At 56.1% G+C, this 14386-nt stretch carries 11 protein-coding genes; 3 read left to right on the top strand and 8 right to left on the bottom strand.

The genetic code is table 11. The features are described 5' to 3' along the window. Positions 1-517 precede the first annotated feature (517 nt). Genes hemG through pepQ form a run of 4 tightly spaced genes read right to left on the bottom strand, consistent with a single transcriptional unit; the run spans position 518 to position 4512 of the window. Positions 518-1063 (bottom strand): menaquinone-dependent protoporphyrinogen IX dehydrogenase, encoded by a 546-nt coding sequence (gene hemG / locus ACJTMZ_RS21810; protein ID WP_252011167.1) that lies wholly within the window; start codon positions 1061-1063, stop codon positions 518-520. 10 nt (positions 1064-1073) lie between these two features. Next, positions 1074-2525 carry a Trk system potassium transporter TrkH gene (trkH, locus tag ACJTMZ_RS21805; protein ID WP_006808591.1) on the bottom strand — a complete coding sequence of 484 codons (1452 nt, stop codon included), beginning with the start codon at positions 2523-2525 and terminating at the stop codon, positions 1074-1076. Between the two features lie 41 nt (positions 2526-2566). Continuing rightward, positions 2567-3181, bottom strand: a complete 615-nt coding sequence (locus tag ACJTMZ_RS21800) for an IMPACT family protein (protein WP_015572737.1) — start codon at positions 3179-3181, stop codon at positions 2567-2569. Further along, positions 3181-4512: a Xaa-Pro dipeptidase gene (gene pepQ / locus ACJTMZ_RS21795; RefSeq protein WP_408626979.1), complete on the bottom strand. Its 1332-nt coding sequence runs from the start codon at positions 4510-4512 to the stop codon at positions 3181-3183. The genes ACJTMZ_RS21800 and pepQ overlap by 1 nt, the downstream gene beginning before the upstream one ends. Positions 4513-4702: 190 nt before the next feature. Between pepQ and fadB the strand changes: the two genes are divergently transcribed. Beyond that, entirely contained in the window at positions 4703-6892 is a 2190-nt protein-coding gene (gene fadB, locus ACJTMZ_RS21790) for a fatty acid oxidation complex subunit alpha FadB (protein ID WP_023295588.1), read from the top strand. Between the two features lie 9 nt (positions 6893-6901). Beyond that, on the top strand, positions 6902-8065 hold the full coding sequence (gene fadA, locus ACJTMZ_RS21785; protein WP_000416981.1) for an acetyl-CoA C-acyltransferase FadA: 1164 nt from the start codon (positions 6902-6904) through the stop codon (positions 8063-8065). A 145-nt stretch (positions 8066-8210) separates the two neighbouring features. Here the strand turns inward: fadA and glyS are convergent, their stop codons facing one another. From glyS to ACJTMZ_RS21770, 3 genes are all read right to left on the bottom strand, one after another. Continuing rightward, positions 8211-10280: a glycine--tRNA ligase subunit beta gene (glyS, locus tag ACJTMZ_RS21780; protein WP_006808596.1), complete on the bottom strand. Its 2070-nt coding sequence runs from the start codon at positions 10278-10280 to the stop codon at positions 8211-8213. Between the two features lie 9 nt (positions 10281-10289). Next, positions 10290-11201, bottom strand: a complete 912-nt coding sequence (gene glyQ / locus ACJTMZ_RS21775) for a glycine--tRNA ligase subunit alpha (RefSeq protein WP_003860141.1) — start codon at positions 11199-11201, stop codon at positions 10290-10292. A 160-nt stretch (positions 11202-11361) separates the two neighbouring features. Next, on the bottom strand, positions 11362-11667 hold the full coding sequence (locus ACJTMZ_RS21770; RefSeq protein ID WP_017693801.1) for a YsaB family lipoprotein: 306 nt from the start codon (positions 11665-11667) through the stop codon (positions 11362-11364). A 184-nt stretch (positions 11668-11851) separates the two neighbouring features. Between ACJTMZ_RS21770 and ACJTMZ_RS21765 the strand changes: the two genes are divergently transcribed. After that, positions 11852-12847, top strand: a complete 996-nt coding sequence (locus tag ACJTMZ_RS21765) for an acyltransferase (RefSeq protein WP_015572742.1) — start codon at positions 11852-11854, stop codon at positions 12845-12847. 52 nt (positions 12848-12899) lie between these two features. On the opposite strand, the gene xylB is transcribed toward ACJTMZ_RS21765, so the two are convergent. Next, positions 12900-14354 carry a xylulokinase gene (gene xylB, locus ACJTMZ_RS21760; RefSeq protein WP_126291932.1) on the bottom strand — a complete coding sequence of 485 codons (1455 nt, stop codon included), beginning with the start codon at positions 14352-14354 and terminating at the stop codon, positions 12900-12902. Positions 14355-14386: the final 32 nt, after the last annotated feature.

Raw genomic sequence — 14386 nt, 5'->3', positions numbered from 1 at the left:
TTAGGCCTGCCGCCAGCGTTCAATCTGAGCCATGATCAAACTCTTCAATTTAAGTTTGATGCTCGTGAATTAAACTTCGTAATGAATTACGTATGTTCACTCAGAGACTTGGTATTCATTTATTGTCCGAAGACATTAAGAATCCATGTCACTTTGAGTGCCCACACAGATTGTCTGATAAATTGTTAAAGAGCAGTGCCGCTTCGCNGTTCACTCAGAGACTTGGTATTCATTTATTGTCCGAAGACATTAAGAATCCATGTCACTTTGAGTGCCCACACAGATTGTCTGATAAATTGTTAAAGAGCAGTGCCGCTTCGCTTTCGCTGCGGCGCGGGGTGTGCATATTACGCTTTCCCGCTTCAGAGTCAAGCGTTTGTTTTGCTTTTCTCTGCTGACCCGGCGGCTTGCGTGCCGTTGTTCCGTGTCAGTGGAGGCGCATTATAGGGAGTTCTTCTGAAGTGACAAGCACTAAATACAAAAAAAATTTCGTTCGCTCACTTTTCAAACTCAACGCTTATTTATCCCGCGCATCGTCCGTTAAACGCGCAATTTCACGGGCAAAACTGGCGACCTGGGCCCAGTCGGTATAAACCACTTCTTTACGCGTATCCGTTTCCCCGCCCGTCATTTTCATGATCAGGCGGATCATAAAGCGGTCATACCAGCGGTAACGCGGGTAACGCAGCGCGCCAGCAAAGACAGAACAGATATCGGGCTGCCATGGCGAACTTAGCAAAAAATTGCGCGTATAGCTGTTGGTCTGCGGCGTACGCTTCTCCGCTTTACGGGCAACCAGGTTGACCGAGTAAAACGCGCCAGGCAGTTGAGCGAGCTCCGCCGTATGCTTTTTCACAAAGCGATCCAGCGCCGGATGGAAATGGCCGTAACGAATTGAAGCGCCAATGACCACGCGGTCGTAATCCTGCCAGGCAATCTGCTCTGTGCGATTCAGGTTCACCACATCAGAATAAATGCCCAGCTCTTTGAGTTCAGAAGCCAGATATGAAGCAATCTCACGCGTTTGTCCGTCACGCGTTGAGAAAAGAATTAACGTTTTCACCAATGTCTCCTTACTCACGCCAGAATGTTGGGGTAAACAGCACCAGCAGCGTAAAGACCTCAAGACGCCCAAACAGCATATTGGCGATTAAGATCCACTTCGCCACCGGGTTCATACTGGCGAAGTTATCCGCCACGACGCCCAGCCCCGGCCCCAGGTTGTTTAACGTTGCCACCACAGAGGCGAAGGCAGAGAAATCATCCACGCCCGTGGCGATAATCGCCAGCATACTGACAATAAAGACCAGTGCATAAGCGGAGAAGAATCCCCACACCGCTTCGAGGATGCGCTCCGGCAGCGCGCGGTTCCCCAGCTTAATACTGTAAACCGCATTCGGGTGGACCAGACGTTTCAGCTCACGGTTCCCCTGCTTGAACAGCAGCAGGATGCGGATCACCTTCAGACCGCCGCCCGTTGACCCGGCGCAACCGCCGATAAACGCAGAGCACAACAGCAGCACCGGCAGGAACAATGGCCAACGCGCAATACTGTCCGTGGTGAAACCAGCGGTTGTCGCCATCGATACCACCTGGAAGAAGGCCTGGTTCAGGGTCGTGACCGCCGAGTTATAAACATCGTGGAACCACAGTACCAGGGTACAGATAACCACCAGGGTCAGCTGGACGCCAATAAACATCCGGAACTCCGGGTCGCGCCAGTACACCTTCAGGCTCCGTCCGCTAAGCAACGAGAAGTGTAGACCGTAGTTACAGCCTGAGATCAGCAAAAAGATGGCAATGATGGTATTGATTGTCGGGCTGTCGAAGTAGCCGACGCTGGCGTCGTGGGTGGAGAACCCGCCGATAGCAATAGTCGCAAAGCTATGCCCAATGGCATCAAACGCAGGCATCCCGGCAAACCACAGCGCCAGCGCGCAGGCCACCGTCAGCAGGACATAGATAAGCCACAGGGTTTTCGCCGTCTCCGCAATACGCGGGCGCATCTTGTTATCTTTCAGCGGGCCGGGCATCTCCGCCCGGTAAAGCTGCATCCCCCCGACGCCCAGAATGGGCAGGATAGCCACCGCCAGGACGATGATCCCCATACCGCCGAACCACTGGAGCATCTGCCGGTAAAAGAGAATCGCATGCGGGAGCGAATCCAGCCCCACAAGCGTGGTGGCGCCGGTGGTCGTTAATCCGGAGAACGATTCAAAAAACGCATCCGTGACGGTGAGATTCGGTTGTTCGGAGAAGATAAACGGCAGCGCACCCACGCTTCCCAGTACCGTCCAGAACAGGACCACAATCAGAAACCCCTCCCGGGATTTCAGTTCACCTTTCTCACGGCGGTTTGGCCACCACAGCAGGGAGCCAATCGTCAGCGCGACAAAAAAGGTTTGCGTAAATGCACGCCCCGCGCCGTCCCGGTAGATGAGCGCCACCAGTCCGGGAATGATCATTGTCCCGGAGAAAAGTATGACCAGCAATCCAACGATTCGGGTAATGGCACGAAAATGCATCTCTGCCGCTTCCTTAGGTATTCAAAATTGTGAGGTGGGGATTATTCTTCAATCGGCAGTAATTGCAATGAACCGCGACTAAAATCAGCGAGTTTTGCTGAAAAAGCAGCCAGTTCCGCCTGAGGAAGCGCCACGCGTAATTGCACCATTGCCTGATAATCACTGTGTGCGATGACACCGTTAAACTGTTTAAGCAGTGCTTCGATACCCGATAGCTGGGCGTAATCGCATAACAAAGTATATTCCGTAAGTGGCGTTTTGCGGGTTGTTATCAGCAGATTAAGCGCTTGCTGGACACCACCTCCGTAGGCTTTAACCAGCCCTCCGGTGCCTAACAAAATGCCCCCGTAGTAGCGGACAACAACGGCGGTGATTTCACCCACGCCGCTGCCCATCAACTGGGATAGCATCGGTTTTCCGGCCGTACCCGCCGGTTCACCGTCGTCAGAAAACCCGAGCTGCTGTGAGTCGTCTGGCGGCCCTGCGACCCATGCCACACAGTGATGGCGGGCATCGGGGTGCTGCGCGCGGACGGACTCGACGAACGCCTTCGCCGCCTCCACGCCGTCGGTATGCGCCAGCAGCGTGATAAAGCGGCTTTTCTTGATTTCCTCAACAAAGGTGACCGGCTCGGCCGGTATCAGCCAGCTTTCCATCAGGCCAGCTTCAGATCTCGCGTCATGTTCTCAATGCTGTTCTCGTGAATAACCACGTTATCCTCGATACGAATGCCGCCATACGGCTTCAGCGCTTCAATTTTCTCCCAGTTGAAGTGCTTGCTGAATTGCCCTTCGCGCCACGGTGCCAGCAGGGATTCAATAAAGTAGATGCCCGGCTCGATGGTCAATACCATACGCGGCGCCAGAACGCGGGTGCAGCGCAGATAAGGATATTTAGACGGTGCCGCCAGGTGCGTACCGGTATCATCCTGCATAAAGCCCGCGACGTCATGAACCTGCAAACCCAGCGGGTGACCGATACCATGCGGCATAAATGGCCCGGTCAGATCGTTCTCAACCATCGCCTCTTCGCTCATGTCTTTGACAATCTGATGCTTACGCAGCAGTTTAGCGATGCGCTGATGGAACTGGATGTGATAATCCACGTAGCTGGTTCCGGCCTTCATGGTGCCAATCAGCGCCAGCTGTTCGTCATTCACATCTTTGATCAATTGCGCAAAATCGGTGTCCGCATTCGCCGCCCAGGTACGGGTCAGGTCTGCCGCATAACCATTGTACTCAGCCCCCGCGTCCAGCAGGAAGCTGCGCATCTCAGCCGGAACCTGATGATCAAGTTTGGTGTAGTGCAGAACCGAGGCATGTTCATTCAGCGCCACGATGTTGCTGTACGGCACGTCGGTATCGCGGTGGCCGGTCGCCGTCAGGTAGGCCTGATTGATATCGAACTCGCTCATACCGGACTGGAACGCTTCGTGCGCCGCACGGTGACCATTCACCGCCGTTTTTTGCGCTTCACGCATGCAGTAAAGTTCGTAGTCGGTCTTGTAGGCGCGATAGTAGTGCAGATAATCCAGCACGCCTTTCGGGTTGAGTTTATCTGCCGGAATATCCAGACCCAGCGCACGCTCAGGAACCGGACCAATGTAGCCGATGTTGCCGCGCGCCGCTGGCAGCTGGCTGCTAATGCCGTCTGCTTTTGGCAGCGCAATCACGTCAATTTCTTCGGTCCAGAATGAGGTCGGCAGCGGCTCCACGTTGTGCCAGTAATCGACCGGCAGGTAGAACCACAGTTTCGGCTTGTTCACGCCATCCACCAGCAGCCAGCAATTTGGAACCTGCGTGACAGGCACCCAGGCTTTAAACTGCGGGTTAACCTTGAAGGGATAAGCATGGTCATCAAGAAAAGTATTCATCAGCTCGCCGGAGTGGATCAGCAGGGCATCCAGCTTGAAGCGGGCCAGTACATCGCGGGTACGTTCCTGTAGGGTAACGATATGATTTTTATAAAGCGAAGCCAGTGAGTCCATCATTCTTCCTTTCGTTTTATTGACCTCAAGTCATCGCATCTTAGCACACCTCACTGCGGCTGCGTGATTTCCACCGACCGTGATCAGCGCAGCAATTTCTTAATGACTAATTTGCATTTTATTAACATAAATTCCACACTCCGTTTCATCTGGTATGACCAGATCCAATTGCTGGATTCAGGAGACCGACATGCTCTACAAAGGCGACACCCTGTACGTAGACTGGCTGGAAGATGGCATTGCCGAACTGGTGTTCGATGCCCCCGGCTCAGTGAACAAGCTTGATACCGCGACGGTGGCCAGTCTTGGCCAGGCGTTGGATGTACTTGAAAAGCAATCAGATTTGAAAGGGCTGCTGCTGCGCTCCAACAAAGCGGCCTTTATCGTTGGCGCGGATATCACCGAATTCCTGTCGCTGTTCCTGGTGCCCGAAGAACAGCTGAGCCAGTGGCTGCACTTTGCCAACAGCGTTTTTAATCGTCTGGAAGATCTGCCTGTCCCGACCCTTTCCGCCGTTAACGGCTACGCGCTGGGCGGTGGCTGCGAGTGCGTGCTGGCGACCGACTACCGTCTGGCGACGCCGGACCTGCGCATCGGCCTGCCGGAAACCAAGCTGGGCATCATGCCGGGCTTTGGCGGTTCCGTGCGTATGCCGCGCATGCTGGGTGCCGACAGCGCGCTGGAGATCATTGCCGCGGGTAAAGATGTCGGCGCAGAACAGGCGCAGAAAATCGGCCTGGTGGACGGCGTGGTTAAGCCTGAAAAACTGATTGAGGGTGCTATCGCCATCCTCCGTCAGGCGATTAACGGCGATCTCGACTGGAAAGCCAAACGTCAGCCAAAGCTGGAGCCATTAAAGCTCAGCAAAATTGAAGCCACCATGAGCTTCACCATCGCCAAAGGCATGGTGATGCAGACGGCGGGTAAACACTACCCGGCGCCGATCACGGCGGTGAAAACCATTGAAGCGGCAGCCCGTCTGGGCCGTGATGACGCCCTGAAGCTGGAAAACCAGAGCTTTGTCCCGCTGGCGCACACCAACGAAGCCCGCGCGCTGGTTGGTATCTTCCTTAACGATCAGTTTGTGAAGGGCAAAGCCAAACAACTCACCAAAAACGTTGAAACGCCAAAACACGCGGCGGTACTCGGCGCGGGCATTATGGGGGGCGGCATCGCCTACCAGTCAGCCTGGAAAGGCGTGCCGGTGGTGATGAAGGACATCAACGAGAAATCCCTGACGCTGGGCATGACCGAAGCGGCCAAGCTGCTGAATAAACAGCTTGAGCGCGGCAAAATTGATGGTCTGAAGCTTGCAGGCGTGATCTCCACCATCCAGCCAGTGCTGGAATACAGCGGTTTCGACCGTGTGGACGTGGTGGTTGAAGCGGTCGTCGAGAACCCGAAAGTCAAAAAAGCAGTGCTGGCCGAAACCGAAGACAAGGTGCGTCCGGAAACCGTGCTGGCCTCTAACACCTCCACCATTCCGATCAGCGAACTGGCGAGCGTGCTGAAGCGTCCGGAAAACTTCTGCGGGATGCACTTCTTTAACCCGGTGCATCGCATGCCGCTGGTTGAAGTGATCCGTGGGGAAAAAACCTCCGACGAAACCATCGCCAAAGTGGTGGCGTGGGCGAGCAAGATGGGCAAAACGCCGATCGTGGTTAACGACTGCCCGGGCTTCTTCGTTAACCGCGTGCTGTTCCCGTACTTCGCCGGTTTCAGCCAGCTGCTGCGCGACGGCGCAGACTTCCGCAAAATCGACAAAGTGATGGAAAAACAGTTCGGCTGGCCGATGGGCCCGGCGTATCTGCTGGACGTTGTCGGCATCGACACTGCCCATCACGCGCAGGCGGTGATGGCGGCGGGCTTCCCGCAGCGCATGCAGAAAGATTATCGCGACGCCATTGATGCCCTGTTCGACGCCAACCGCTTCGGGCAGAAAAACGGTCTGGGCTTCTGGCGCTATAAAGAAGACAGCAAAGGCAAACCGAAGAAAGAAGAAGATCCGGCGGTGGATGGCCTGCTGGCCGACGTCAGTCAGCCAAAACGCGACTTCACCGACGATGAGATCATCGCCCGGATGATGATCCCAATGGTCAACGAAGTGGTGCGCTGCCTCGAAGAAGGCATTATCGCCAGCCCGGCAGAAGCGGATATGGCGCTGGTGTACGGCCTCGGCTTCCCTCCGTTCCACGGAGGCGCGTTCCGCTGGCTGGATACGCTCGGCAGCGCCCGCTATCTCGATATGGCTCAGCAGTACCAGCACCTCGGCCCGCTTTATGAGGTGCCGGAAGGGCTGCGTAACAAAGCGCGCCATAACGAACCCTACTACCCAGCAGTTGAGCCAGCCCGTCCGGTTGGCGAACTGAAAACGGCTTAAGGAGTCACAATGGAAAAGGTTGTCATTGTTGATGCGATTCGCACCCCGATGGGCCGTTCAAAAGGCGGTGCGTTCCGTAACGTGCGCGCGGAAGATCTCTCCGCGCACCTGATGCGTAGCCTGCTGGCGCGTAACCCGGCGCTGGACCCAGCAGCGCTGGACGATATCTACTGGGGCTGCGTGCAGCAGACGCTGGAGCAGGGCTTTAACATCGCCCGTAACGCGTCCCTGCTGGCGGAGATCCCGCATTCGGTTCCGGCCGTCACCGTCAACCGTCTTTGCGGTTCGTCGATGCAGGCGCTGCACGACGCGGCACGGATGATCATGACCGGCGATGCGCAGGCCTGTCTGGTGGGCGGCGTGGAGCACATGGGCCACGTGCCGATGAGCCACGGGGTCGATTTCCATCCAGGCATGAGCCGCAACGTGGCGAAAGCCGCCGGTATGATGGGCCTGACCGCCGAGATGCTCTCCCGTCTGCACGGCATCAGCCGTGAGATGCAGGATGCGTTTGCCGCGCGCTCGCATGCCCGCGCCTGGGCCGCCACGCAGTCTGGTGCCTTTAAGAATGAGATCATCCCAACCGGCGGTCACGACGCAGACGGCGTACTGAAGCAGTTCAGCTACGACGAAGTTATCCGCCCGGAAACCACGGTCGAAGCGCTTTCTACCCTGCGTCCGGCGTTTGATCCGGTCACCGGTACGGTAACGGCGGGCACCTCGTCTGCCCTGTCCGACGGTGCCGCCGCGATGCTGGTGATGAGCGAGAGCCGCGCCCGCGAATTAGGCCTGACGCCACGCGCCCGCGTGCGTTCGATGGCAGTCGTGGGCTGCGATCCTTCCATCATGGGTTACGGTCCGGTTCCGGCGTCAAAACTGGCGCTGAAAAAAGCGGGGCTGAGCGCAAGTGATATCGACCTCTTTGAGATGAACGAAGCGTTCGCCGCGCAGATCCTGCCGTGCATTAAAGATCTGGGGCTGATGGATCAGATCGACGAGAAGATTAACCTCAACGGCGGCGCGATCGCCCTCGGTCACCCGCTGGGCTGCTCCGGGGCGCGTATCAGTACCACGCTGATTAACCTGATGGAACGCAAAGATGCCCAGTTCGGACTGGCAACGATGTGTATTGGGTTGGGTCAGGGTATCGCGACGGTGTTTGAGAGGGTGTAAATAAGGAAAAGTATCTCAAAGTAACGTAGGCCCGATAAGCATCGCGCCATCGGGCTTTTGCCGGGAGGCGCTACGCTTTCCCGGCCTACGAAGAGAAAAAGTTTAGTTGCCGTTCTTCCCGCCTGTCAGGGGCGGGTTTTTTACGTTATTGCAGCAGCGAAATATCCGCCACGCGCAGGAACAGCTCACGCAGTTTCTCAAGCATCGAGAGACGGTTGATCCGCAGCTCTTTATCTTCCACGTTCACCATCACTTTCTCGAAGAAGGCGTCGATGACGTCACGCAGCTCCGCCAGCTCCACCAGCGCTTCCTGGTAGCGACCTTCCGCGAAGTACGGCTCCAGCTTGTCGCGCAGCACCACAACCTGCATCGCCAGAGAAATCTCTTCCGGCTCTTTCAGGGTTGCAGCGTTGACGCGCTCGTTCAGCGTCTCGTCGGATTTCGCGAGGATGTTGGATACGCGCTTGTTGGCCGCGGCCAGCGCAGACGCCGCTTCCAGCGTACGGAAGTGGGATACCGCTTTCATACGCGCATCGAAATCTGCCGGACGGGTCGGACGACGCGCCAGCACCGCCTGAATGGTATCAACGGAGTAACCTTCGTCCTGATACCACGCGCGGAAACGACCGAGCATAAAGTCGATAACATCATCCACAACCTTCGCGTTGGTCAGCTTATCGCCGTACAGACGTACCGCTTCTTCGGTCAGCGTTTGCAGATCGAGGTTGAGGTTCTTCTCTACGATGATTCGCAGCACGCCCAGCGCAGCACGACGCAGCGCAAACGGGTCTTTATCGCCTTTCGGATGCTGACCGATACCGAAGATACCCGCCAGGGTGTCCATCTTATCGGCAATCGCCACAGCGCAGGCAACCGGGTTAGACGGCAGATCGTCACCGGCAAAGCGCGGCTGATACTGCTCGTTCAGGGCTACCGCCACGTCTTCCGCTTCGCCATCGTGACGCGCATAGTGCATACCCATCACGCCCTGGGTGTCGGTAAATTCGAACACCATGTTGGTCATCAGGTCGCACTTGGAGAGCAGGCCCGCACGGGTAGCGTGGTTAACGTCGGCGCCAATTTCACGGGCAATCCAGCCGGACAGCTCCGCGATACGGTCGGTCTTGTCGCGCAGCGTACCCAGCTGCTGCTGGAACAGTACGGTTTGCAGACGCGGCAGGTTATCTTCCAGACGTTTTTTACGGTCGGTATTGAAGAAGAACTCGGCATCCGCCAGACGCGGACGCACCACTTTCTCGTTACCGGAGATAATCTGGCTCGGATCTTTCGATTCAATGTTCGCCACGAAGATGAAGTTTGGCAGCAGCTTGCCGTCGTTGGCGTAAACCGGGAAGTATTTCTGGTCACCCTTCATGGTGTACACCAGCGCTTCTGCCGGAACGGCCAGGAATTTCTCTTCGAATTTCGCGGTCAGCACAACCGGCCATTCGACCAGCGAGGTCACCTCTTCGAGCAGGCTGTCGCTCAGGTCAGCGTTTCCGCCAATTTTGCGCGCCGCGTCTTCTGCGTCCGCTTTGATTTTGGCTTTACGCTGTTCGTAGTCAGCAATGACCTTGCCGCGCTCCAGCAGGATCTGCGGGTACTGGTCAGCATTGTCGATAGTGAACTCCGGCTCGCCCATAAAGCGATGGCCGCGGATCACGCGATCGGACGCCACGCCCAGAATGGTCGCCGGGATAACGGTATCGCCCAGCAGCAGGGTCACGGTGTGAACCGGACGCACAAAGTGTACGTCGGACGCGCCCCAGCGCATCAGCTTAGGAATCGGCAATTTTGCCAGCGAGGTCGCGATCATGTCAGGCAGCAGCGCTTCGGCGCTTTCGCCTTTCACATGGGCACGGTACAGCAGCCACTCACCTTTGTCGGTGGTCAGACGCTCAGCCTGATCAACGGTGATGCCGCAGCCGCGCGCCCAGCCTTCTGCCGCTTTGCTCGGCTTGCCTTCCGCGTCGAACGCCTGAGCAATGGCCGGGCCACGTTTTTCAACTTCGCGATCCGGCTGGGACGCCGCCAGGTTTGCCACTTTCAGCGCCAGACGACGCGGCGCAGCAAACCACTCAATTTTACCGTGCGCCAGGCCAGCGTTATCCAGCTCAGCAGTGACGTTCGCAGCGAAAGATTCAGCCAGGCTGCGCAGGGCTTTTGGTGGCAGCTCTTCAGTGCCGATTTCCACCAGGAAAGTTTTCTCAGACATGGCCGCCTCTTATTTGTTTCGGTTGCACATCGGGAAGCCAAGGGCTTCACGGGACGCGTAGTAAGCTTCTGCAACGGCTTTGGTCAGGGTACGAATACGCAGAATGTAGCGCTGACGTTCAGTCACGGAGATCGCTTTGCGGGCATCCAGCAGGTTGAAGCTGTGGGCAGCCTTCAGAATACGCTCGTAGGCAGGCAGCGGCAGCGGAGTCTCCAGCGCCAGCAGCTGCTGGGCTTCTTTCTCGTACTGCTCGAAGCAGGTGAACAGGAAGTCCACGTCCGCGTATTCGAAGTTATAGGTGGATTGCTCCACTTCGTTCTGATGGAACACGTCGCCGTAGGTGGTTTTACCCAGCGGGCCGTCGCTCCAGACCAGGTCGTAAACGCTGTCTACGCCCTGAATGTACATGGCCAGACGTTCCAGACCATAGGTGATTTCGCCGGTAATCGGTTTACATTCCAGACCGCCAACCTGCTGGAAGTAAGTGAACTGGGTCACTTCCATGCCGTTCAGCCACACTTCCCAACCCAGACCCCAGGCACCCAGCGTTGGGTTTTCCCAGTTATCTTCCACGAAACGAATGTCGTGAATGGTTGGATCCATACCCAGCTCTTTCAGTGACCCGAGGTACAGTTCCTGAATGTTGTCGGGTGATGGCTTAATCACCACCTGGAACTGATAGTAGTGCTGCAAACGGTTCGGGTTTTCGCCGTAACGGCCATCGGTCGGACGACGGGATGGCTGCACATAGGCGGTCGCCATTGGCTCTGGCCCTAACGCGCGCAGGCTGGTCATCGGGTGTGAGGTGCCTGCGCCAACTTCCATGTCCAAAGGTTGAACAATGGTGCAGCCCTGACGAGCCCAGTAATCCTGTAAGGTCAGGATCAGGCCCTGGAAGGTCTTGGTATCAAACTTTTGCATAGTATTTCGTGCTGGATACGTGTGGTTTTAAATGGAAGGGATCAGTATACCCGCTGGCTGCAAGATATACAGTACGAAACGGGGTTGTTTAGGGAAAATTGGGGAATAAGCCCTACAGCCAGAACCTGCGAAGGCTCTGGTTGCTGCTTATACGAGCAATTTAACGCATTGAGAGATGTAAAAACTGGCCGTCTGCATCAAAAGAGCAGACAAAGCCCTCTTTACGCGCCGTATAGCCTTTCAGTTCATAGCTGCCCTGAAAGCGCTCGAAGCCGTTTATATGAATTTTCTGTGCTTCGGAATTATAGCGGTGAGCCGCCTGATCCCTGCACAGCTGTTCCATATTCAGGGAACGCTCCGGGCTCATTTTCCCCTGCTGCGCTTTTTGGACAGGTATCTCCTCAGAAGCACTGCATCCTGTTAATAAGAGCAGCAGAAAGAGTGACACCCCACGCTTCATCATCATTTTTATTACCGCCCTGGTCAGTGGCTGTTATTTTTAGTAGCAACACGTTTATAGATTAAAGTCCGTCATTCTGCGAATCTCGCCAGCTCCCTACAAGTTAGCCTGGCTAAACTCAGAATTTTCCAAGGGAAAAGTTTTACACAATCGCAGTCACACTTTTTTTATCAGGAATACAGAGGAACTGATGCAGTCAAAAATTAACTGGATTGATAACCTGCGGGGAATAGCCTGTCTGATGGTGGTGATGATCCACACAACGACCTGGTATGTCACGAACGCGCACAGTATCAGCCCTGTTAACTGGGATGTCGCCAATATTCTGAACTCGGCCTCCCGCGTGAGCGTCCCGCTGTTCTTTATGATTTCCGGTTTTCTCTTTTTTGGCGAGCGTAGCGCGCAGCCGAGACATTTCATCCGTATTGTCTCCTGTCTGCTGTTTTACAGCGCCTTTTCGCTGCTCTATATCATCCTGTTCACTTCAATTAACGCTGAACGTTCCCTGCTCAATTTGTTGCAAAAACCGGTGTTCTATCATCTGTGGTTTTTCTTCGCGATAATCGTTATCTATCTGGTGTCACCGTTAATTCAGGTAAAAAACGTCAGCGGTAAAATGCTGCTGGCCTTGATGGTAATAATCGGGATCGTGGCCAACCCGAATACCGTTTCACAGAAAATTGATGGCTTTGAATGGCTGCCCGTTAACCTTTATATCACCGGGGATACGTTTTATTACGTGCTGTACGGCATGCTGGGGCGCGCCATTGGCATGATGGAGACGCAAAAGCGAGGAATAAACTGGCTATGCGCGGCCGCGTTTCTCGTCGGTGTGTTTATTATCTCTCGCGGGACGCTGCATGAGCTGCAATGGCGCGGCAACTTTGCCGATACCTGGTATCTCTACTGCGGGCCGATGGTCTTTATCTGCGCGATCTCTCTGCTGACGCTGGTTAAAAACACCCTGAATGCCCGCCCGCTTCCGGTGCTGGGGTTTATCTCTCGCCACTCGCTGGGCATTTACGGTTTTCACGCGCTGGTGATCCACGCCCTGCGCACCCGCGGCGTTGAGCTTAAAAGCTGGCCGGTGCTGGATATTGTCTGGATATTTACCGTTACGCTGGTTGTCAGCCTGCTGCTGTCAATGTTGCTGCAAAGAATCGATACGCGCAGGTTTGTAAGCTAACCCGGTTGAAGGCTGGTAGGCCGGGTAAGCGTTAGCGCCACCCGGCTCCTGTTTATGACATTAGCGGCAAAAGCTGCTGATAGATTTTGCGGAACACGTCTCGTCTTTCAGCATAGCGAGCATGATTTTTCGCATCAGGACGATGCTGCCGTTCAAGCGGCAGCTGGGGCAAAAGCTGGTGCAGTGGTTTATCCGGGTTCAGCGCAATTTGCGCCAGCCGTGCCGCACCGAGCGCCGGGCCGACATCGCCTCCCGTACGATAGTCCAGCTGCAACCCGCTGATATCGGAAAGCATTTGCCGCCAGTAGCTGCTTCGTGCACCGCCGCCAATTAACGTAATGCTGGATGGCGTCAGTCCACAGTCATGCACGACATCCATTCCGTCCGCCAGAGCATAGCCAACGCCTTCAAGCACCGCGCGCGCAAGCTCTGCCGGGCCGTGCTGATGGGTAAGACCGAAGAACACCCCTTTCGCTTCCGGGTTGTTATGCGGCGTCCGCTCGCCGGAAAGGTACGGTAAAAACCAGACCGCACCGGCATTATCATCTGCCTGCTGTGCCGCTGTGATAAGCGCCGGGACGTCCGCCATTCCGGTTAGCTTTGCCGCCCAGTCGAGGCAGGAAGCCGCGCTCAGCATCACCGACATCAAATGCCATTTACCCGGCAACGCGTGGCAGAAGCTGTGTACGGCGCTTTCAGGGTTACTACGATACCCGTCACTGACGGCAAAATAGACGCCGGAGGTACCGAGTGAGAGCATGGCCTGCCCTGCCTCGACCATCCCCACGCCGACCGCACCCGCCGCATTATCGCCGCCGCCAGCGACGACAGGTACGGCTGGCATGTTCCAGCGTTCAGCAACAGAAGGCTGCAAAGCCCCCGTGATTTCACTGCCTTCAAACAGCGCAGGCATATGGTCGCGCGTCAGCTGGCAGGCATCCAGCATCGCCTCGCTCCAGTCCCTTTTCGCCACGTCGAGCCACATCGTGCCTGCGGCGTCAGACATGTCGCTGGCAAAATCCCCTGTCATGCGAAAACGCAGGTAGTCTTTCGGCAACAGAACCTTCGCCACCTGACGGAAAATCTCAGGCTCATGGCGCTGCACCCACAGGAGTTTTGGCGCGGTAAAACCGGGCATCATCAGGTTGCCCGTAATTTCGCGGGACGCAGGCACACGCTCCTCAAGGATCGCGCACTCTTCCGCACAGCGGCCATCGTTCCAGAGAATAGCCGGGCGCAGAACGCGATGCTGACTATCCAGCAACGTTGCGCCATGCATTTGCCCGGCAATGCCCAGTGCCTTCACGTCGCGCAGGCTGTGCTGCTCGCCTAAGGCTTTCATCGCACGGTCCGTCGCCTGCCACCACTGCTCCGGATCTTGTTCCGACCAAAGCGGATACGGACGTGAAACCTGCAACTTTTCAGTCTGCGTGGCTAATACATCGCCCTGCTCGCTTAACAGGATGGCTTTCACCCCCGACGTGCCAAGATCGATCCCGATATACATGTGGTGGCTCCTTTGACGAAAATGCCCGGTGG

Source organism: Enterobacter sp. DN, from assembly GCF_046054285.1.
Classification (GTDB): Bacteria; Pseudomonadota; Gammaproteobacteria; order Enterobacterales; family Enterobacteriaceae; genus Enterobacter; species Enterobacter hormaechei_C.
The sequence above is the reverse complement of the archived record's forward strand: the minus strand, read 5'-3'. Positions and strand labels throughout refer to the sequence as shown.